The 21,277-nt window shown below is 48.3% G+C and carries 21 protein-coding genes; 10 read left to right on the top strand and 11 right to left on the bottom strand.

Going from position 1 to position 21,277, the window contains the following annotated elements; translation table 11 throughout:
* Positions 1-147 precede the first annotated feature (147 nt).
* Positions 148-546: a cytidine deaminase gene (locus KNP62_RS06700; protein ID WP_026825163.1), complete on the top strand. Its 399-nt coding sequence runs from the start codon at positions 148-150 to the stop codon at positions 544-546.
* 32 nt (positions 547-578) lie between these two features.
* Here the strand turns inward: KNP62_RS06700 and KNP62_RS06695 are convergent, their stop codons facing one another.
* Positions 579-1,523 (bottom strand): M23 family metallopeptidase, encoded by a 945-nt coding sequence (locus tag KNP62_RS06695; protein ID WP_214784661.1) that lies wholly within the window; start codon positions 1,521-1,523, stop codon positions 579-581.
* 111 nt (positions 1,524-1,634) lie between these two features.
* Between KNP62_RS06695 and KNP62_RS06690 the strand changes: the two genes are divergently transcribed.
* A complete protein-coding gene (locus tag KNP62_RS06690) occupies positions 1,635-1,880 on the top strand; it encodes a type II toxin-antitoxin system Phd/YefM family antitoxin (protein WP_214784658.1) in 246 nt (81 codons plus the stop codon).
* A gap of 31 nt (positions 1,881-1,911) precedes the next feature.
* Here KNP62_RS06690 and KNP62_RS06685 read toward each other — a convergent pair whose 3' ends face one another.
* Positions 1,912-2,673 carry an MBL fold metallo-hydrolase gene (locus tag KNP62_RS06685; protein ID WP_214784655.1) on the bottom strand — a complete coding sequence of 254 codons (762 nt, stop codon included), beginning with the start codon at positions 2,671-2,673 and terminating at the stop codon, positions 1,912-1,914.
* A gap of 118 nt (positions 2,674-2,791) precedes the next feature.
* Between KNP62_RS06685 and KNP62_RS06680 the strand changes: the two genes are divergently transcribed.
* Positions 2,792-3,208 (top strand): Lrp/AsnC family transcriptional regulator, encoded by a 417-nt coding sequence (locus KNP62_RS06680; protein WP_214784652.1) that lies wholly within the window; start codon positions 2,792-2,794, stop codon positions 3,206-3,208.
* Between the two features lie 10 nt (positions 3,209-3,218).
* Here KNP62_RS06680 and KNP62_RS06675 read toward each other — a convergent pair whose 3' ends face one another.
* Positions 3,219-3,956 carry a GntR family transcriptional regulator gene (locus KNP62_RS06675; protein ID WP_214744468.1) on the bottom strand — a complete coding sequence of 246 codons (738 nt, stop codon included), beginning with the start codon at positions 3,954-3,956 and terminating at the stop codon, positions 3,219-3,221.
* Positions 3,957-4,099: 143 nt separating this feature from the next.
* Between KNP62_RS06675 and KNP62_RS06670 the strand changes: the two genes are divergently transcribed.
* Both KNP62_RS06670 and KNP62_RS06665 read left to right on the top strand, forming a co-directional pair.
* Positions 4,100-5,452, top strand: coding sequence for a 6-phospho-alpha-glucosidase (locus KNP62_RS06670; RefSeq protein ID WP_214784649.1), 1,353 nt, complete (start codon positions 4,100-4,102; stop codon positions 5,450-5,452).
* 71 nt (positions 5,453-5,523) lie between these two features.
* Positions 5,524-7,077: a PTS transporter subunit EIIC gene (locus KNP62_RS06665; protein WP_214784646.1), complete on the top strand. Its 1,554-nt coding sequence runs from the start codon at positions 5,524-5,526 to the stop codon at positions 7,075-7,077.
* Between the two features lie 38 nt (positions 7,078-7,115).
* Here KNP62_RS06665 and KNP62_RS06660 read toward each other — a convergent pair whose 3' ends face one another.
* On the bottom strand, positions 7,116-8,006 hold the full coding sequence (locus KNP62_RS06660) for a helix-turn-helix transcriptional regulator (RefSeq protein WP_214784642.1): 891 nt from the start codon (positions 8,004-8,006) through the stop codon (positions 7,116-7,118).
* 75 nt (positions 8,007-8,081) lie between these two features.
* Between KNP62_RS06660 and KNP62_RS06655 the strand changes: the two genes are divergently transcribed.
* Both KNP62_RS06655 and KNP62_RS06650 read left to right on the top strand, forming a co-directional pair.
* The gene (locus KNP62_RS06655) at positions 8,082-8,600 is read left to right on the top strand and encodes a dihydrofolate reductase family protein (RefSeq protein ID WP_214784639.1); all 519 of its coding nucleotides are present in this window, start codon (positions 8,082-8,084) and stop codon (positions 8,598-8,600) included.
* A 156-nt stretch (positions 8,601-8,756) separates the two neighbouring features.
* Positions 8,757-9,827, top strand: coding sequence for a GGDEF domain-containing protein (locus KNP62_RS06650; RefSeq protein WP_214784636.1), 1,071 nt, complete (start codon positions 8,757-8,759; stop codon positions 9,825-9,827).
* Between the two features lie 69 nt (positions 9,828-9,896).
* On the opposite strand, the gene KNP62_RS06645 is transcribed toward KNP62_RS06650, so the two are convergent.
* From KNP62_RS06645 to gnd, 6 genes are all read right to left on the bottom strand, one after another.
* A complete protein-coding gene (locus KNP62_RS06645; RefSeq protein ID WP_214784632.1) occupies positions 9,897-10,631 on the bottom strand; it encodes a polysaccharide deacetylase family protein in 735 nt (244 codons plus the stop codon).
* 54 nt (positions 10,632-10,685) lie between these two features.
* Entirely contained in the window at positions 10,686-11,165 is a 480-nt protein-coding gene (locus KNP62_RS06640) for a GNAT family N-acetyltransferase (RefSeq protein ID WP_251125636.1), read from the bottom strand.
* Positions 11,166-11,170: 5 nt separating this feature from the next.
* Positions 11,171-11,452 (bottom strand): hypothetical protein, encoded by a 282-nt coding sequence (locus KNP62_RS06635; RefSeq protein WP_214784628.1) that lies wholly within the window; start codon positions 11,450-11,452, stop codon positions 11,171-11,173.
* Between the two features lie 116 nt (positions 11,453-11,568).
* On the bottom strand, positions 11,569-13,068 hold the full coding sequence (gntK, locus tag KNP62_RS06630) for a gluconokinase (protein WP_214784626.1): 1,500 nt from the start codon (positions 13,066-13,068) through the stop codon (positions 11,569-11,571).
* A 16-nt stretch (positions 13,069-13,084) separates the two neighbouring features.
* Complete coding sequence (locus KNP62_RS06625; RefSeq protein WP_214784625.1) at positions 13,085-14,428, bottom strand: GntT/GntP/DsdX family permease; 1,344 nt, start codon at positions 14,426-14,428, stop codon at positions 13,085-13,087.
* An 89-nt stretch (positions 14,429-14,517) separates the two neighbouring features.
* Positions 14,518-15,399, bottom strand: a complete 882-nt coding sequence (gene gnd / locus KNP62_RS06620; RefSeq protein ID WP_214784623.1) for a phosphogluconate dehydrogenase (NAD(+)-dependent, decarboxylating) — start codon at positions 15,397-15,399, stop codon at positions 14,518-14,520.
* Positions 15,400-15,611: 212 nt separating this feature from the next.
* On the opposite strand from gnd, the gene KNP62_RS06615 reads away from it, so the two are divergent.
* Entirely contained in the window at positions 15,612-17,228 is a 1,617-nt protein-coding gene (locus KNP62_RS06615; RefSeq protein WP_214784620.1) for a WD40 repeat domain-containing protein, read from the top strand.
* A gap of 58 nt (positions 17,229-17,286) precedes the next feature.
* Here KNP62_RS06615 and KNP62_RS06610 read toward each other — a convergent pair whose 3' ends face one another.
* Positions 17,287-19,758 carry a bifunctional diguanylate cyclase/phosphodiesterase gene (locus KNP62_RS06610; RefSeq protein WP_285800609.1) on the bottom strand — a complete coding sequence of 824 codons (2,472 nt, stop codon included), beginning with the start codon at positions 19,756-19,758 and terminating at the stop codon, positions 17,287-17,289.
* 150 nt (positions 19,759-19,908) lie between these two features.
* Here KNP62_RS06610 and KNP62_RS06605 point away from each other — a divergent pair, with 150 nt between their 5' ends.
* On the top strand, positions 19,909-20,757 hold the full coding sequence (locus tag KNP62_RS06605) for a MurR/RpiR family transcriptional regulator (protein ID WP_214784617.1): 849 nt from the start codon (positions 19,909-19,911) through the stop codon (positions 20,755-20,757).
* 83 nt (positions 20,758-20,840) lie between these two features.
* Positions 20,841-21,227, top strand: a complete 387-nt coding sequence (locus tag KNP62_RS06600; RefSeq protein ID WP_214784614.1) for a hypothetical protein — start codon at positions 20,841-20,843, stop codon at positions 21,225-21,227.
* The last annotated feature ends 50 nt before the right edge of the window (positions 21,228-21,277 follow it).

The following is a 21,277-nucleotide window of genomic DNA, read 5'->3' as shown; positions in this document are numbered from 1 at the left end:
TTCCTTCTTTTTTGTTTCTCTATGAAAGCGTTCTAAAAAAGTCGTTGACTTCTCTTTGGGGCGGGTGTATGCTATAAATCCTGCCCAAAAATGAGAGGCATGGGGACTGGCATCAGTTCATTCGGTATTCGAGAGGAATGACTTAAGATGAACCAACAACAATTAGTCGAGCGTGCACGCCAATTGAAGGACAATGCGTATTCACCATATTCGAAGTTCCGCGTCGGTGCGGCACTTCTCATGAAGGACGGCACGGTCATCGACGGTGTCAACGTCGAGAACGTCTCGTTCGGAGCAACAAACTGTGCAGAGCGTACAGCCATCTTTACAGCAATCGCTCAAGGATACAAAAAAGGTGACTTCGAAGCGGTTGCCGTGTCTGGGGACACGGAAGACTTCTTGCCACCTTGCAGCATCTGTCGCCAGGTCATGGTCGAGTTCGGCGATCCTGACTTCAAAGTACTCCTTACAAACGGCAACGCCGATGTGAAAGAAGTGACGCTTGGGGAACTCGTTCCGCTCGCGTTTACAGATTTGGATATGTGATGTTGGGCCCCTCAGATTTCTGAGGGGTTTTCTTATCCGAAAAAGCGAAAGAATAATCGCGGGATGGCCTGAATGATGTAAAAAAGCAGTTCTGAAAAATCGAGAGCTACGAGCCCATTTGACCAACCATCCTCTTCGCGGGAGGTGACCACTTTTCCACGCACAGGTCGCTTTCGGCCTTTCCATCGAATCGGGAGGGCGGTCGCGGTGTCCACAGTCGGGTGATTCATGACACGCATATGCAAGCGTGGCTCTACTGTGTTGCCGGAGCGTCCGCAGCGGGCAAGCACCTTTTTGGTCTTCACTTGGTCTCCAACTTTGACGACAATCGAACCACTCTCTAAGTGGGCGAGAAGCGTGTATTCATCATGTTTGTGTTGAATGATGACGTGATTGCCGAGTGGATGATCAGGATTTGGTTCATCTGCTAATCCATCGACGACCTGATAAACTGTACCATCGAGTGGTGACAGAACTTGTTCTCCGAACGCATACGAGCCATCGATTCCGACTTTTCTATGTTTGTAAGATTGCTGATTCTTTGTTTTTAGAAAGTCATAGCCATCACGTTTCTTTCGAATCGGTTCATGAAGATACATCCCGACGTTCGTCCCTTCGGAGACAACAAACCACTGCTCTTTGAATGGAAGGCGGTATTTGTTTTTCGTGAAAGGATTGGTCTCTTTTGAAGAGGATGTGACCGTCATCTGAATGGATTCAATCTGATTCACGTGATTGAATTGAACGGACAATAACTTTTCTTTTCGCAAATCCGACCATAATACACACCGTTTCCCATTCAACACCATCTCATTGAGCAGACGATAGCGCCGAATTCCATGATGAAACGAAGACGCTTCGTGATGAAACGTGTCCATGGAATAATGAGATTTGCACGAAGCGGTCATTTGATGATAAATGTCATCGAACTGACCGTTTTTGAATAAGTGGATGAACTGTTTGTTCTCGTGATGCATGTGCATTCCGCCTTTGTGTATGAGTGGTCTTTTATACGAATCTAAAAACATAGATGTTTCGTCATTCATAAAAAATCATAATATAATGGGCGTAAATGAGGAGTGATGTGAATGTCTACGATTCCATACCAGAAAGCGCAAAAAAAGTTGAACTGCTTGCTTCATCAAGTATGTGAAAATGACGAGACGATTTTCATCTCGAAAGAAGGCGGGAAAAATGCTGTTATCATTTCTGAACGAGAATATAATAGCTTGTTAGAAACCATTTACCTGACGAGCAGTGCTAAGAATACCGAACGTCTGTTAGACTCTGTGAATGAACTGGAATCGAATAGTCCTAGAAGTGAGACCACATGAAAACCTCCCGATGATTCGGGAGGTTTTCATGTTACAGCCTGAGTGTGTCACCATCTTTAGGGACGAAGAGCTGATTCGAAAATTGATGCTGTTCTGCGTACTTTCGTAAGTCAGCCCGTGACAAGTTCCAGTGATTCACTGCTTCCATATGGACGGCGATGATGCTGACGTCCGGGGCAGCTTCTGCGACATGAAGCACGTCCACTTCATTCATGACGAGTGAACCACCTTCTAAGAATTGATTGTCTCCCGCATTGACGATAATCACCTCTGGGCGATGTGATTGAATGGTTTCAGCGACACCTTCATACCAGACTGTATCTCCTGCGACGTATAATGTTTTTTCCGTTTCATGTGTAAAGACGACACCGCATACTTCACCAGTCAACGATAAGATGTCGCCTCGACCATGTTCCCCGACCGTTTTGACGAGATGAATACCTTCGAATTTGGTCGATTCAGTCAACACGCGAACGTCTGTGAATCCATCCTGTTGGATGGTGGTTTGGTCTGCTTCATTTTGAACGAAGATCGGAAGCTCTTTTGCAAGTACCTCTTTTGCGACTTCGTCATAGTGGTCGAGATGAAGATGGGTCAAGATGACGGCGTCAATTCCGTGTAGAAGATTTTCAATCGAAATCGGCAATTCAACGAGTGGGTTGTGCTCATCTTGACGTGCCGAGTTTGGGAAAGGTGGATATGTGCCTTTCTTCGCAAGGAACGGATCGATGAGAAACGTCTTTCCAGCGTATTCAAGGCGGAGTGTCGCATTTCGGATCAATTGAATGTTCATAGGTGATTCTCCTTTTTCCATGTAGTATATATGTAGTGTAGAACGTACCCGTTTTGGAAGACATCACTTCATTCAAGTCTTTTTATTGATTGACTTGAATGATGAAAGGAGTTGCCGCATGGACGCAACAGATCAACGTATTATTGAAGCCTTGCAACAAAATAGTCGGATGACGATGAAGGAATTAGGCGAACTCATTCACTTGACGGGGCAAGCGACAGCCACGCGTGTTAAAAAGTTAGAAGACCTAGGGATCATCGAAGGATATACGATTCGAATCAACGAAGAACGAGTTGGTCTACCGATTCATGCGATGATTACAATCTACACGACGAGTACATTTCATGATCCGTACCTGCTCTTTCTTAAAGAGCATCGGCAATTCGTGAGACATAACTACAAGGTGAGCGGGGATGGGTGCTATTTACTCGAGTGTCGCTTCCCGACGAATCAAGAACTGAATGCATTTTTAGATGGACTCAGCAAATACGTGAATTACAAACTATCACTCGTCATTCATCAAAACACCCAGTGAATCGTTGAATTCACTGGGTGTTTGTCGTTTCATGTCTTCGACCGGCACGGATGATAAAGCGATACTCCTCACTCTTGAAATAGGTTTCGGTGAACTCAAAGCGACTGCCATCCATGAGAAACGAATAGAGTTCGACTTTGAGTATCGGTGTTCGATCGCTCACCTCGAGCATTTCAGCAATTTCTTTCGTCGGTAAGACTGGGATAAATTCCTGAACACTATCGGCAATCTTCAGGTTTTTGACATTTTCAATGTAATCGTACTTCGACCGTGTCATTACCTCGTACGTTAAATCCGGAAACAATTGGAGTGGAAGATACGTATCTTCGACAATGAGCGGTTCTCCGTTCGCAAAGCGTAACCGGCGAATATAGTAGACAAGAGCGTCTTCATCAAGTTCGAGTATTTCCCTTATTTTTTCAGTTGGAGGTTGAACGGTGAAAGTAAGTACTTTACTCGTGACGTCCTTTCCTTCCCTTTTCATGTCTTCAGTAAAGCTTTTTAATTCGTACATATTATGTTCAATCTTTTCGGATTGTACATATGTGCCGCTCCCTTGTCGTTTCCAAAGCAAACCTTCTTCTTGAAGTAGTTTGACGGCTTGTCGAACGGTGACTCGACTCGCTTTAAATTCCTCGACGAGTTGTGCTTCTGTCGGAATCGCTTCACCGGGCGCCCAATCGCCGGTCTCGATAAACGTGCGCATCTCCTGAGCAATCCGCTGGTATAGCGGAGATTTGGCTTTCATGTAGATAACCTCCTGATTGTATGCGTTCATTACTCATAGTATACAAAAATAAAACGTTTTTAAAAAGGTGTTGACGGTTCAAATAATATGTATTAGATTTGTATTGTAATCAATTAGATATGTATTGAAAGGGGAACGCACACATGAAAAAACCACAGCGTCTCGTAGTCGTCGGTGGAGGTAGTACGTACACAATCGGCATGATCATGAGTTTGATTGAGGAAAAAGCACACTTCCCACTTCGTTCCATCACGTTTTACGATACAGATGAATTACGTCAAGAACGTGTCGCGAAAGCGAGTGAAGTCATCTTGCGTGAGCATTATCCAGAACTCGAGTCGTTCGAATACACGACGGACAAAGAATATGCTTTTAAGGATAAGGATTTCTTCTTCGTCCAAATTCGGACAGGTGGTTTGGAAATGCGCGAAAAAGATGAGCAGATTCCGCTTCGACATGGCGTGGTGGGACAAGAAACGTGTGGACCGGGCGGAATGTCATACGGGATGCGCTCAATCGGAGATATGATTGAACTCGTCTCTGACATTCGCGCCGGCTCACCGGATGGCTGGATCTTAAACTATACGAACCCTGCTGCGATTGTCGCCGAGGCGCTCAAACGTGCTTACCCGGACGATCAAAAAATATTAAATATTTGCGACATGCCGGCAGCAATCATGGTGAGCTATGCGAAGATTCTCGGTAAAGAGATTTGGGATCTCGTTCCGGAATATTTCGGACTCAACCACTTTGGTTGGTTCACAGGTATCTTCGATAAAGAAGGAAATGAATTGACTGCAGATATCAAACGCGCCATTTTAGAAGACGGTTTCATCCCGGAAGATTCGGAGATTGCGAATGACCCATCTTGGATCAAGACGTTCAAACAAGTAGAGAAGATGCTGACGGATTTCCCAGAGTACTTACCGAACACGTATCTTCAATATTATTTATATCCATCTGACATGGCAGAAAAAGAAGATGTCACGAATACACGGGCGCGGCAAGTAATCAACGGACGTCAAGAACGTGTCTTCTCGATGTGCGATCAGATTATTCAAGATGACTCGCTCGAAAATGTTCACCTTGAGGTCGATATCCACGGCTGCTATATGATTCGGGTCGCTGCTTCGCTAGCCTATAATAGCGGTGATATTTTCATCGTCATGGTGAAAAATGACGGGATCATTTCGAACTTGCCAGACGATGCGATGGTTGAAGTGCCTGCGATGCTTACCAATCGTGGACCGAAACCGTTCGCAGTCGGAAAGATTCCTCGTTTTTACAAAGGAATGATTGAAGGACAGCTTGCTTACGAGCAACTTGTCGTCGACGCATACTTCGAAAACAGTTATGAGAAGGCACTTCAGGCGTTGACACTAAATCGTACAGTCGTCGATGCACCAATAGCTCGTCGAATCTTAGATGATTTGATTGAGGAAAACAGAACGTACTGGCCGGAATTAAAATCGGGCGAAACAGTAGAAATTCGGTAACTAGAGAGGGGAGGCAATCCCCTTTCTCATTGTCCAGATTGATAACGCTTACAAGATGAGGAGTGAATCGAATGAGTCAATGGTTTGGAGTTTTTCAAAAGTTTGGGAAGGCGCTCATGGTACCGGTCGCTTTATTACCGGCTGCCGGAATTTTGCTAGGACTAGGTGCGGCACTCACAGGTCCTTTAGCAGATAGTTGGACTTTTTTACAGAACGGAACGGTAGAAGCGATCAGTGCTGGGATGTTACAAATAGGCCTTAGTATTTTTGCGAACTTACCAATCATTTTTGCAATCGGGGTCGCAGTTGGTTTGTCAGGGGGATCAGGGATTGCCGCACTCGCAGCACTCGTCGGATATGTCATTATGAATACGACAATCTCAATCTCTCTTGGTATCACGGCAGAAATGGCTGCTGAGAGTGGGGAATATGGCATGTTACTTGGTATTCCTTCCCTTGAAACCGGTGTACTCGGAGGGATTGCGGTCGGATTGCTCGCGGTATGGGTTTATAAAAAGTTCCATACATTTAATCCGCCAGAAGTGTTGGGATTCTTTGCAGGTGATCGTTCTGTCGGGATTGTGATGGTCTTCTTCTCAATCTTACTTGGATTTGTCATGATGCTCATCTGGCCGCCAATCCAATCGGCACTCACTTCAATGGCAAACGTCATCGCGAGTGATGCGACCAATCCTGCATACGTAGGGTTATATGGGATGTTAGAGCGGTTATTGATTCCGACAGGATTACACCATATTTGGTATGCTCCGTTCCTGTGGACATCTCTTGGTGGAACAGCAACGGTCGGTGATGCGGTCGTGAACGGTGATCAGTACATTTTCCTCGCTCAAATCGCAGAAGGTGTCGAAGTGACAGCGGGACGCTTCATGTCTGGTAAGTTCCCAATCATTATGTTCGGTTTACTTGGGGCAGCGCTCGCGATGTATCGTCAGGCTGATCCGGACAAACGTCCAGTCGTTCGAGGCTTATTAATCGCAGCAGCCGGTACCGCGTTTCTAACAGGAATCACAGAACCGATTGAATTCACTTTCTTATTTGTGGCACCTGTCTTGTATGTCATCCATAGTGTGTTGACGGGAATTTCCTTTGCGCTCATGTATGCGCTCGATACACATATCGGTTGGGCTGGAGGATCAGGGTTGATTGACTATATTTTAGTGAACGTTTTACCAGGTACACCACGCTGGTGGATGAATATCGTCGTCGGCATTGGTTTCTTCATCGTTTACTATAGTATCTTTACTTTCGCTATCAAGAAGTGGAATTTGGCAACACCAGGGCGTGGCGGACAAGAAGCGAAACTGTTTACGCGTAAAGACTACAATGATAAAAAGTCAGGTCAATCAGCGATTCAAACGACAGCACTTGCGATTGAAGAGGCACTTGGGGGACGAGAGAATATCCTTGATATCGATGCATGCTTCACACGCCTTCGTGTTGAAGTAAGTGACGTTTCTCAAATCAATGAGGATGAACTAAAAGCACTCGGAGCAGCTGGAGTCGTCAAAGTGAAAAATAACATTCAAGCGATTTTTGGAGGTCGCTCTGATTTATACAAAAACGAATTGCTACGCATTCATAAGGAAATGGATGAAGCGAATTGAAATCGGGCTCAACCGCACGGGTTGAGCCTTTTCAGTCTTCATACGTATAGTGCTACAAGACGTTCCGCATGCCCCTTCATCATCTCCCGCAACGCACTCGGCGCCTTGACCTCCACTTCCGCACCAGCTTTCAACAGCTGCCTCGATAAAAACGGCAGTTCTTCCTTAGGGACGTCCCATTCATTCTTTTGTTCGATATCGGGTAATACATCTTCAAGTAAACGACGTCCGAGTGGGGTGAGTTCGAGTTGAACGGTCACACCGATTCGTTCATCACTTGCCTGAAGCAAGGTCACCAAATCCTCGGACTCAAACGGTTCATCTAGCAACTTGACCGCTTCCGCTCGGTCGATTCGATATTGACGAAGCCCCAGTTCAGACAGCCCGAAGACGTACCACTTTAAGTCAAGGAGTGCCATGCCGACCGGTGCGACGGTGAACGTACGTGAGCCTTTCGTTGTTTGATACGTCATCTCGATCTTGTTTCTTTGTTCGACAGCCTGATAGATGTCCTTTGTGAACGGAGCCTTTGGAATCTGTTTGTTCCCGAGCCACAGGATGTTTCGTTCTAAGCGATGAATCTTCGTCTCTAAGTCTTGCGGTAATTCGTTCGCGTACCAGTCGGACAGCGTATGTCGTATATCACCGAATGGCACGTCCGGGATGTGTTCCATCCATTTGAACGTAAGATAAAGGGCGACGGCTTCTTGTTCGCGGAGGTGAAGCGGTGGCAACAGTCGGTTCGGCAACATCTCGTAGCCGCCACCAATCCCAGGCACACTCCAAATCGGATAACCGAGCTCCTCAAGTGACAGCATATCCCGCTGAATCGTTCGAATAGAGGCGCCTGTCTCTTGAGACAGTTCTTCAGCGGTGAAGCGTCGTCCTCGATTGAGCAGTCGAATCAGTTGTAAATGTCGTTTTTTCATATCTATCATTCCCGTCATATTTTGTCGTGTTTATTCGTTAAGCTGAATATATCACGAATCAAGGAGGAAGATACGATGCCGAAAGTAGTGTTGTATATTGCGATGAGTTTAGATGGGAAAATCGCCCGGTTGAACGACCAACTCGATTGGTTGTTCGCCGTGGAGGGAGACGGGGACAACGGCTACGCTGAATTTTTTAAGACCGTTGGTGCCGTTATCATGGGACGAAAGACATATGAGGAAGTACTGAAGTTAGAAGAAGGAGATTATCCGTACAAGGACATCCCGAACTATATTTTGACGCGTCAGCCTGACCGTGAAGCCGAGCATGTCACGTTCACGGATGAACCAATCGAAGAACTGATTCATCGGTTGAAAGGAGAAGTCGATCAAGACATCTGGCTCATCGGTGGGGGTGAAGTCATCAAAGCAGCGATGGAATATGACTTGATTGACCGGTATGAGATTGCGATTGCCCCAGTCGTGTTAGGTGAGGGGATCCCACTCTTCCCAGAAGGCACAAAAGAGACGAAACTTCGACTGACGAGTCAGCACGCATCCGGTCAATTTGTGATGGTGACATATGAACGATAAGTGAGGATCGAGTCCAGAAAGGGCTCGATTTTTTGTGAAAAAAGGAAAAATATTCATGTTGTAGAAAGTTTTACACTTCGATACGTTAGCTAATGATGGAAATTGGATATATGTAGAGAGTGGAAGTAACATGACAAATGTGAAGGAGTACAACTAATGTTCATGAGTCTAATCGCCAATTCGTGCATTTCGTTTACTGGCATCTATTTCATCTCGAAGATCATGAACTATCATACGAGACATGTACACATCCAGAAACTTCTCATCGGTGTGTTATCAGGCTGTTTCGGGATTTTTCTAATCACGCAAAGCATTCAATTTGAGAATACCGTAAAAATTGATTTTCGGTTTCTCGTTCTCCTTTTACTCGGATTTTACCGTTTGGTCTCACCGTTATTCATCGCAGCCACCATTATGTCGATTCACCGATTCAGCTACGGCATCGATTTTTACTCGATTGTGGCATGCGTTGCCCTCTTTACGATGGTAATTGGCACGATTCTGACATACCGGATTATTTGGCTACAGAAACGACTTTTCCAATTTGGTCTTACGTTGAACGTATGGACGTGTTTGGTCGCAGCCATGGGGATTCTTGTCGGGGGAGGCTTTACAGAAAATGCTGTAGATGTCGCGTTGTTGGTTACGATGATCAGCTTCCCGATCGGATTGTTGATCACCATGTTGAATATTGACCTGTACCTCATCCATCACCGCGTGAGAGAGTATAAAATCTCGGCGGAGACTGACCATTTGACGGGTCTCGCCAATCGTCGGGCATGGGAGATGCAGATGAAAAAGTTCAAAGGACAGTATGCGACATGTAATGTCTTGATTTTAGATATCGATCACTTCAAACAAATCAACGATCAATATGGCCACGCGAACGGGGATGAGGTGTTAAAGCAGTTTGCGGAACTGTTGCACCGAGAGACGCGAGACCAAGACATTAAAGCGCGGATCGGGGGAGAAGAGTTCGGCATTTTGATTCCGATGCTCTCTCAGACCGAGGTGGTCAACGTGGCGGAGCGGATTCGGAGCAGCATCTCCAAGCATGAATTCAAGCTACTCGATGGCGAACGGATTCATCTATCCGTTTCGATTGGGATTGCGAACGGCAAGAGCGAGCACCTTCGTGAGATGATTCGCCTGGCAGATGAATGCTTGTATGAGGCGAAAAATAGTGGCAGAAACCGTACACACGTGACAGAGAGTGTCGTCGGATAGACAAGGCGCATCGGAATCCCGATGCGCTTTTTCATGTGAAAAAACTGTAGACCACGAGATGGCCTACAGTCATGGTATTGTGCTTTCGCTAGCGTGTGGTTCCCAAGCATCTGAAAAGTTATGGGGCGGATGAACGCCTTCGAGCGTCCGAAATTCGTAGTCCCGCTCTTTCGCATAGCGGATGATTGTATCGAGTGCTTCCGGTGTCATCGAATGATCGTGCGCCAAAATGATGGAAGCGATATTCGCAGCACGATTCGCCTCGAGTCGATTGAACACGCGCTGCTCGACCCGGGCATTGTCTTTCTTATACACGTGATCGAGACTGCCGACATTCCAGTCCCAAATCTCAAACCCGGCATCGGTCATCACTTGCCAATGCGCAGGCGTCATACCTTCATCACTCCCGTAAATCGTCCGGGCCATATTCGTATGGATGCCGGTCACCTCGTAAACGAGACGTTGTACGTCTTTCATTTGACGGACGGCCGTCATCGGTGATGCATAAAACTCTTCACGTTTGTGAGTCATCCCGTGTAAAGCAATCAGATGACCCTCATCGACGATGCGGTGAAGCAGATGCTCATTCCCTTCGATATTCTTCCCGAGGATGAAGAAAGTGGCTTTTACCTGATGCTTCTTCAACACGTCGAGCAGTTTTCCGGTTTTCCAGTTCGGCCCATCATCAAGCGTCAGATAGATGAGGCTCGGGTCGTTATAGGCTTTCGGTTCCGGGATCGCCGCCTGTGACAACGTACCAATCAACAAAAAAATAGACATGAGTAATAGAACGCGTTTCTTCATTCTGACAATAGCTCCCTCGAGTCAAAAAACAAGCGACATATGACACATACCTTATCACATATCCGAGACATCGAGACGATAAATTTGTTCGTCGAGTTCTGTCGTGAGATAGGTGAAGTTCAATTTCTTCAATAGCGCGATCGACGCTTCGTTCGTCTCAAGGACGCCGGCTTTGAACGCTTCTGCTCCTTGGTCGGCCAAGTGACGAATCAATCCCGACATCACCTCGAATGCATAACCTTGGCGAGCACGAGTTGGCGTGATGGTATAGCCGATCCAATACGTCGTACCTTCTTGGTGGATATACACGTCCCCAATCAACTCATCCGTCGCTTGGTCGATGATGGCGAGTTGCATGCCGTGTTGAAGCGATTGTTCGCCGAGTAGAGCGTTCTCGTATTCCGTATAGCTAAGACCTTTAAACGATTGATGCTTCATCCAGTCCAAGTCGTTCCGATAGGTCATGAACGACTCGATGTCTTGTCGTTCGAAAGGGCGGATGAGGCAACGTGGTGTCGTGAGCGTGATCATCATATCGCTCAAACGACTTTCTTTTCTTTTTTGAATAGACCGACCAACAGAAGCGCAAGACCACTAAAGAAGATTGCAGGGAAAATAAACCACATAATCAATCCGGCCCAACCGTTCTGCATACTGATGGCGTAGGAGAGTCCGATTGAAAAGGCTAGTGCTGGTGAAATGGGGATCATGAGCGCAACACCCCATATTTTAAATTTTGTATTTCGTGCTTCGCCCGTACTGAACCAATACGCCACGAATGCGCCTAAACTTGCAATGAGATATCCGATTGCGATCGCCATTTGACCAATCCCTTCTCTAATGTTGACAGTTCAACCTCGCACTTACTTTCCATGTATGAAACGAAATCTCCTGTCATGATTCAAAAAACCGAGCCCTCGAAGGACTCGGTTTGATGTCACACATGCTTCCGCTGAAACGCCGAAATGGCTTCATATTCTTCCGATAGGTGACGTGACAGGCGAATGTAGATCGGCAAGAGCTCGCGATACACGTTCGTCGCTTCCATGTTCGGTGTATGCTCGTGGGTCACTTGCGGAACTTCTTGGAATTCCTCGATGTCCCCGAATGCATATTCTCCGAGCATGATTGCCCCGAGGCAAGAACTCTCGTGACTTTCCGGCACGACGACCGGTGTATCGAAGATGTCTGCCATCATTTGGCGCCAGAGGCTCGACTGGGCGAACCCGCCCGTCGCATGGATGCGGTTCGGTGCGCCTGTCAACTCGTCGAGTGCGAGCATGACTGTATAGAGGTTAAAGATGACACCTTCCAATACGGCGCGGATGAAGTGCTCGCGCTTGTGGTGGATGCTGAGCCCGAAGAAGGAACCGCGGGCGTTCGAATCCCAGAGTGGGGCGCGTTCGCCCATCAAATACGGATGGAACAACAGACCGTCCGCTCCTGGTTTGACCGTCTCGGCGATTCGCGTCAACACGTCGTATGCGTCGATGCCGAGCCGTTTCGCCGTCTCGACCTCACTTGCTGCGAACTCGTCACGGAGCCAACGAAGGATGATGCCGCCGTTATTGACCGGTCCACCGATCACCCAATGCTTGTCCGTCAGCGCGTAACAGAAGATGCGACCTTTCGGATCTTCGACGGGTTCTGAGACGACCGTCCGGATGGCGCCACTTGTACCGATTGTCACGGCGACGACGCCTTGTTCGAAGGCACCGACCCCGAGGTTCGAGAGCACGCCGTCGCTTGCCCCGATGACGAGCGGGAAGTCCCAGCCGAGCGTCTCGGTCACGTCTGGTGTCACATGTAAAATTTCTGTCGTCGGCACGAGTTCAGATAAACGATCTGGTGTCACACCGGCAACCTCAAGTGCTTCTGTGTCCCAATCCTGTTGTTTCAAATTGAACAGTCCCGTTGCCGAGGCGATGGAGTGGTCGACGACGAAGCGACCCGTCAAACGGTAAAAGACATACTCTTTGATGGAGACGAACTTGGCTGTTTGTTCAAAGACGTCAGGATGTTCCGCCTTTAACCAGCGCAGCTTCGACAGCGGTGCCATCGGATGAACCGGGGTACCGGTGCGCATATGGAGGGCGCTCGCATCAAAGTCGCGTTTGATTTCTTGCGTATATGGATTTGCCCGACTGTCGGCCCACGTGATGCTGTTCGTGAGCGGACGTCCTGATGCATCGAGTGCAATCAGGCTGTGCATCGCCGAACTGAACGATGCGAAGCGAATCGGACCGTCCGCTTTGGCGCGGACCGCCGAGACGGCTTCAAGCACGGCCCCATAGATGACGACCGGGTCTTGCTCGGCCGTCTCCGTATCGGGCGTGAGAAGCGGATACAACACGTTATGTACCGCCAGTTGTTGATGACCGTTGAACAGGACGGCTTTCGTACTCGTCGTCCCGATATCGACCCCAATCGTAAACACACAATCACTTCCTAACTTAGATAATGAACAGGCTAATCAAGAACACGACGGCAAAGCCGGTGAGTCCGATAATCGTTTCCATGATCGTCCATGACTTGAGCGTGTCTTTCACGTCGAGACCGAAGTAACGGTTGACGAGCCAGAAGCCTGAGTCGTTGACGTGCGAGAGGACTGTCGCTCCTGAGGCGATGGCGATGACGATCAAACCGAGCGCCGCGCCCGTGATGTTTTGGATTTCGAGTAGCGGTGTGATGAGTCCTGCTGCTGTGACCATCGAGACCGTTGCTGACCCTTGGGCCACACGGACGACCGTCGCAATCAAGAAGGCGAGGACGATTGCCGGAAGTGGTGAACCGGCCATCATTTCACCGAGCACGTCACCGACACCTGAGTCGATGAGGACTTGTTTGAACACACCACCGGCACCAGTGACGAGGATGATGATCCCGGCTGGTTCGAGTGCTTTCGTTGCGATTTCTTGTACTTCGTCACGTGAATACCCACGGCGTGTACCGAGGAAGACGAACGTGAGAAGCGTCGCGATCGTCAAGGCGACGAACGGGTGTCCGAGAAACGTTAAGAAGTCACGGACGGCGTTGCCTTCATCCAAGAGTACCGCAGAGAGCGTGTTCGCCAAAATCAACACGAGCGGGATCAAGATGAGCGACAAGATCATTTTGAAGCTCGGTAATTCTTTCGATGTATCGATTTCTTTGAACTCCATGTAATCCGGAATCGTCACATGAATCTTCTTAGCAATATACTTCCCAAAAACGGGGCCGGCTAAAATCATCGCTGGAATCCCGGCAAGGACACCGAACAAGATGACCCAACCGAGGTCGGCACCGATCAAGTTTGCAACGGCGATTGGACCAGGTGTCGGCGGGATGAAGCTATGTGTGACCGCGAGACCTGCAAGGAGCGGAATTCCATAGTAGAGAAGCGAACGTCCCGTCTTTTTGGCGAGACCGTATACGATTGGGACGAGAATGATAAAACCGACATCGAAGAAGACCGGAACGGCGACGATGAACCCGGTAATCCCGAGTGCCCATTGTGCCTTGTCTTCCCCGAACTTACTGACGAGCGTCTGGGCGAGGCGTTCCGCGCCACCTGACACTTCAAGCATCTTCCCGAACATCGCACCGAGACCAACGACGACAGCGACGAAGCCGAGCGTTCCGCCCATTCCGTTCTGGATGGAGGCGATGACGTCCCCGAGCGGCATGCCGGCCGCGACCCCGACGATTAAACTGACAAGTAACAACGAAACGAATGCGTGAAGCTTTGTGCGAATGACTAAAAATAAGAGCAAGAAGATCCCGGCTAAGGCGATCAAAATAAGTGTTGAGCCAGACATTGAGTATTCCCCCTAAATTCCAAATATGTAACCGTTTACAGTTCCTGACAAAGGAAAAGGCCATTTCCCCGTGACCTTTTCCGCATTTCTTACTTCTTGACGACCGCGTGACCACCGAACTCGTTGCGGAGCGCGGCGACGACTTTACCTGAGAACGTGTCGTCTTCAAGTGAGCGATAGCGCATCATGAGCGACAAGGCGATGACCGGTGCGGCTGCTTGAAGGTCGAGCGCCGTCTCGATCGTCCATTTTCCTTCACCAGACGAATGCATGACCCCACGGATCTCATCGAGCTTCGCATCTTTCTTGAAGGCGTTCTCTGTGAGTTCCATGAGCCAAGAGCGGACGACCGACCCGTGATTCCAGACGCGTGCGACTTGTTCGTAGTCGTAATCGAATGGGCTTTTCTCGAGAATATCGAACCCTTCGGCGATGGCCTGCATCATCCCGTACTCGATCCCGTTATGAATCATCTTCAAGAAGTGACCGCTTCCGGCAGGACCTGTATACAGGTAGCCGTTCTCGACAGACAAGTCTTTGAAGATCGGTTCGATTGTCGGCCATGCGTCCGCGTCACCCCCGACCATCGTACAGGCACCGTTCCGGGCCCCGTCTGTGCCACCGCTCGTTCCGCAGTCAAAGAACTTGATGTCCTTCTCGGCGAACTGTTCGGCGCGTGCGACCGACAGTTTGTAGTTCGAGTTCCCCCCGTCGATCACGATGTCGCCCGGTTCGAGTCGCTCATATAGCTCCGCAAGCACCGCTTCCGTGACGTCTCCGGCAGGGACCATCGCCCAGATGACGCGTGGCGTCGACAGCTTGTTCACGACATCCTCAAGCGTCGGCACAATTGTGAACGCGTTTGATGTGACGTCCCCGACGTCTGTCCCGACGACCGTGTGACCGTGATCGCTCAAGTTGAGTGCCAAGTTGTACCCCATTTTTCCTAAACCAATCAAACCAATTTCCATATCGTCACCCCTGAAAAAGAATTTTTTTCCGTCTCTAGATTCATCATATCAAAATAAATTCGATTTACAAGTCAGATCGCGGAATTTTTTTCTTTTTAAAACGAAATAAATATTAAAAACCTATTTCCATGGTGTTCAAAATTAAGTGCTTCAGTAATTCATATCATTATAAGATGAAAATGGATGGTAATTTATTGAAACGAGGGGAAACTATGAAGAGAATAGCACTTTTGTTATTGGGGCTAGCGCTTTGCTTCACCGGGATTGCTCCTGCGCATGCGGCAATTACCGCTCCGACAATCAGTAAATTGAGTGAGCGGATTGTTGGGGAAGGGATTTTTAAAGGAGACAAATTATATAGTTTAGTAGATGATTATTACAGTGAATTGGTATTATACGATGTCAAGACAGGTGTATCATTGAGACGGTTTGATGAGAGTTATGGTGGTACATATATTGCTGTAAGCGATGATGAAAAGTACGTCGCACTTGGAAAAGATCGATCGGTGAACATATACGATTCGTTTGGGGAAGTAACGACAACGATTAAGACGGTGACCTATGGTGCGGGTCAGATGGAAATGAAATGGTTTAACGGTGGGGCATTCGTACCGGGCACATCTGTTTTGATTTTGTCGGGTGATGGAAAGTTAGCTGCCTATGATGTTGTGACGAATCAAGTCAAATGGATGCGTGGCGCAGAATCTGGGACTGTCATGACTTCTGAGACATATGTACTCGTTGAAGATGAAAAGCACGGGCGTCTCTATACGCACACTGGAGAGTTTGTTCAAGAATGGTTAAACGTCAATGATATGTCGATTAGTCGAGATGATCGATTGATAGTCGCGACGAGTCAGTCTGTATCGAGTTATGAGGCAGGGCGCTATACTGAACCGAAATATAAATCTAATGAAACAGCTTCACGAGTAAAAATTGAATCGAGCGGTCAATTCGTGGTAATTGATAACGCAGTCTATTCATTTGATTTGAAAAAAATTCATTTGAACCACTATTTGAACGAACGTTCTGTTTCGTTATCACCAAACGGGAAATACATGACGGTGAGCAATTGGTATGATACGGAAGTATACGCTACAAACGGATTCGGTGAACGACCTATCTCTGCCTACATTCCGACTGCTTATCAAAAGCTGACAGCCGGTACTTCTTATAACGCATCTCTTTCTGTGAAAACGGCTTCTGGAAAAACAGTCAGTGTAAAAGATGGTGTGGTCTGGACGACGAATAGTCCTCAAACTGCTTATATCAGTGGTGGGAAAATCATTGCGAAGAGTAAAGGTACTGTCACGTTAAAAGCAACGTATGAAGGATTTACGGCACAACGAACGATTACTGTACTTCCGGACCCACGTCCTTCTGATCACAGCTGGTTACTCTCACAAAAGAAACAAATGATTCGAGGGACATTTTTAGATAGTCCTCATAAATTATATGGAGATTATGCAAAAGTAAAAGGTCCGGTTGGGACGTTTGAAAGTGACTATGATTTTATGTACAAAGGTCGTCATCAGGGGAACTTCATGTATACGTCTACATCGAAACCTCAAAAAATTAATATCATTACGATGTCACCCGCTCTTCAAAAACGAGATATCACAAAGTATGAATTCCAAAAAGCATTTGGAAAACCTCGCGACACATATCAAAACTATTGGGAAACATTCACGTTCACAAGAGCAGGGAAGACGCTGAAAGAATATTATATTCAGGAAGTGGCAGAATACAAGATCAACAACAAGCTTCCGATGTACGTATTTTATGACTCCAATTATCGTGTACGTTACATCTCACTCTATTCGAAATAACTAATAAAAAGCCAGTTCTGTTTAGGAGACAGAGCTGGCTTTTCGTTTTATATAAAGTTCAACTCGATGATGCTTTCTTATATTGCTGGAAGAAGACTTCGATCTCTTCCGCCGGCAACGGACGATTGTAGAAATACCCTTGCGCCTGGTTACACGATTCGGCTTTTAGGAAAGCGACTTGATTCTCCGTCTCGACGCCTTCTGCGATGACATTCAAATCGAGCTCGTGCGCCATGCGGATGATTGTTTTGACGAGGGCCGCATCCTTCTCGTCGCTCTCGATGTTCTTCGTGAAGTGCTGGTCAATCTTCAGCGTATCGATTGGGAACAGCTTCAAGTAACTGAGTGATGAATACCCGGTCCCGAAGTCGTCAATCGAGAGATGGACGCCGAGGGCGACGAGCTCGTGCATCGTCTCGATGGCACGGTCCGCACTTTGGATGACGCTCTCGGTCAACTCGAGCTCTAAATACTGCGCGTCGAGACCTGATGCGTCGAGTGCGCGGCTGACGACTTCTGGCAAGTCTTTTTGGGCGAACTGAATGGCCGAGATGTTGACGGCGACCCGAAACGGAGGGATGCCGGCATCTTGCCACGCCTTGTTTTGGCGACACGCCTCATTTAAGACGAACTCACCGAGGCGGTGGATGCTTCCCGTCTCTTCGGCGATCGGAATGAACTCGCCAGGCGAAATCATCCCGAGTTCTGGATGATTCCAGCGAACGAGTGCTTCCATCCCGATGACCATCTCTGTCTCTAACTGAATTTGCGGTTGATAGTGCACGGTGAACTCACCACGACCGATACCTTTTCGGAGTGCCATCGACAAGTTCGAGCGACGGGACACCGATTCGTTCAGTTCGTTCGTGAAGAACTGATAGCCGTTCTTCCCGTCAGCCTTCGCCCGATACATGGCGATGTCGGCATTTTTGATTAAATCTTCTGCCGTATCCCCGTCGGACGGGTGAAGACTGATCCCGATTGAGGCACCGGTGAACACTTCCTCGTTCTCGAGTTCGAACGGGGGATGGAGGATGTTGATGAGTTCCTGCGCACGATGGGCCGCGAGGTTACTTTTCGTATGCGGCGACAAGATGATGAACTCATCTCCACCGAGACGGGCGAGCGTGTCCGACTTTTGTATCGTCGACTGGATCCGGGTCGTCACTTGCTTCAAGAATTGGTCGCCGATCGAGTGGCCGAAGCGGTCATTGATGACTTTGAAGTTGTCGAGGTCGATATAGTACAAGGCGAACGGTTCTTGCTGGGACTGACCGAGTAGCGCATCGAGGCGGTCGCTGAATAGACGGCGGTTCGGGAGACCGGTGAGCGGGTCCAAATAGACGAGGTCGTTGATTTGCGCCTCGATTCGTTTCCGTTCACTGATGTCACGGATGATGCTACTGAAGAAGATCCCCTTATCCGTCTTCCATGTACCAAGTGACATCTCAATCGGGACTTCGACACCGTCTTTTCGTAAGCCGATCAGTTCGACCGTTTGACCGATGACGCGTTTTTCACCGGTCGTCTCGTAACGCTTCATCCCACGCTCATGGGCATCTCGGAAGCGTTCCGGGATGATGGCGACAATCGATTGCCCGACCATCTCCTCCTGCGTATATCCGAACAGGTCGGTTGCTCCTTGATTCCATTGGAGGATGACACGGGTATGATCGGCGACGATGATGGCATCAGACGCCGATTCGATGATGGATTCAAATTTCAATTCGAGTTCCTCAGACTGTGCCTCGAGCTGTGAGGCCGTCTTGAGTGAGATGTACATGATGATGAATAAGGTCATGACACTTGCGGCGATGACGTAGGCGAGAAGGGTACTATCGACCGCATAACCGCTCAGTGGTTGCGTGGCACTATCTGTCGGGGTGAACTGAGCAGCGCCCATCCCAACGTAGTGCATACCGGAGACAGCCACACCGATCAAGACGGAACTGGCGAGACGACGCCAATGAAACCGTGAGACGTTCGGGATATAGAAGAGGATGTACAAGCCGACGAGCGATGCGACGAATGCGACAATCGCAGACGCAGTCCACATGACCGGGTCATAGGTGAGAATGGCGTTCATCTGCATCGCTTCCATGCCGATGTAGTGCATCGAAACGACCCCAACACTGATTAGGAAGGCACAAAAGACGAGTTGCATCGGTCGTGTCTTCGGATGGCTGATCATCCAGAAGGCGAGACCGGACGCAACAACGGCTGGAACGATTGATAATAAGACAATGCCAAGGTGATACGTCACGTCGTCGTGCAGGTGAAACGCCAACATACCGATGAAGTGCATCGCCCAAATTCCAAGTCCGAGACTGAAAGCACCGGCGACGACCCACCTGAATCGCGAAGCGTTCTTGGCATATTTCAAACGACTGCTAATATCGAGGGCGACACCTGCAGCGAAGATCGCGACGGCGATGGAAAGAATGACGAGCGGTAAGTTGTAGGAGCTACTGAGGTGATGTTCGATACGAAACAGTCCTTTCGATTTCAAATGGTACAAAGAGTGAAACAATTAAAAAGTGCTTCATTAGAGTAGCATATTCAAGAATCCGGCTGCTTGCCTGCTTTTGTAAGGTGGGTCAATCTTTTTGAGTCAATCACACATTGCGGAATTTTTTTCGAAACGGTATCGTTAGATGAAGAAGAGAAAGGGTGATTCTTGATGGAAACGATGAACGGGACGGCCCGCATCCGTGGTGCCTATTCGACACTGAGCAAAAAAGAGCAACGCATTGCCGACTATATCTTGAAACAACCTGAGCAAATCATTCATCATACGATCAATCAAGTGGCAGACGACCTCGACGTCGCCGAATCGACGGTATTCCGTTTTTGTCAGCGCGTCGGCTTCAAAGGCTATCAGGCGCTCAAGATCGCACTCGCCTCGGATGTCGTCGCACCGCTCCAAGACATCCATGAAGACATCGCAGAGACAGACAGTGTGCTCGAGATTGCAGAGAAAATTTTTTCGACGAACGGGAAGACGATCGAGTCGACGCGTCAGATTTTAGAAGGGGACTCCTTGGAGAAAACCGTTGAATTGTTCCTCGGGGCACGCCGTATCGAATTTTTCGGGAGCGGTGGGTCAGCGGTCGTCGCGTTAGACGCGTACCACAAGTTCGTCCGAAGCGGGCTACAAGTGAGCGCCATCCTCGAGTCACACATGCAACTCATGTCGGCCTCACAATTGACGACAGCGGACGTCGCCGTCGTCATCTCGCACTCAGGTGCTTCGAAAGAGACGCTCGATATTGCAAAGTTATTAAAAGAGAAGGGGGTTCCGACGATTGCCATCACGAACTACGCGAAGTCACCTCTCTCGAAGATTGCAGACGTGTCGCTCTATACGGTGTCCCAAGAGACGGCGTTTCGTTCAGAGGCGCTCGCTTCCCGAATCGCGGAACTCAGCTTGATCGATGCCTTGTTTACAGCTGTCATGATGCGACGTGGGGACGCGGCACGTGCGTCTCTCCAACAGATGCGTGAGGCGATTTCAATGCGCCGAATCTAAAGAAAACAGGGTTAACTTCTACAAAAAGGTGGAAATTATAAACTCTGAGGGCAAAGCGAGGCTTAGAGAGAGAAGGTGGACCGATGAACCATATTGATTTTTTGTCTTCTGACCATTACAACGAGTTCAAACGGTTAGCACAACGACTCACCGATCCTGGCAGTACTAGTCGCGAATACTATGCCGCGCTATATGTACTTGCGGGTCATTCGCATATCCGAGAATGCTTGCTTCCTTATATAGACCTCGAAGCAGGGAAGATTCGAACCTCTACAATCATCGATGATAATACGTTCGATAAACGAGAGTTTGTGCTCGCCAAACTCGTCATTCACTTGTATAACTCAAAAGAATGGGTCCTTCCGACCGAATTGATTGCCTTGCCGGAAGAGGACTATAAACTAGCGATGCAGGCGATCACGCTTTGCCGAAATGAACAATTTGACGGGGTCACGATCCCGAGCGACTGATGACATCCTGTTCCGTTTGCGACAGGGTGTTTTTGTCTAGTGAAAAAGGA

The organism is Exiguobacterium sp. s183, assembly GCF_018617655.1.
Lineage (GTDB): Bacteria > Bacillota > Bacilli > Exiguobacteriales > Exiguobacteriaceae > Exiguobacterium > Exiguobacterium aestuarii_A.
Note: the sequence above shows the minus strand (reverse complement) of the source record. Positions and strands in the feature narration are given on the sequence as shown.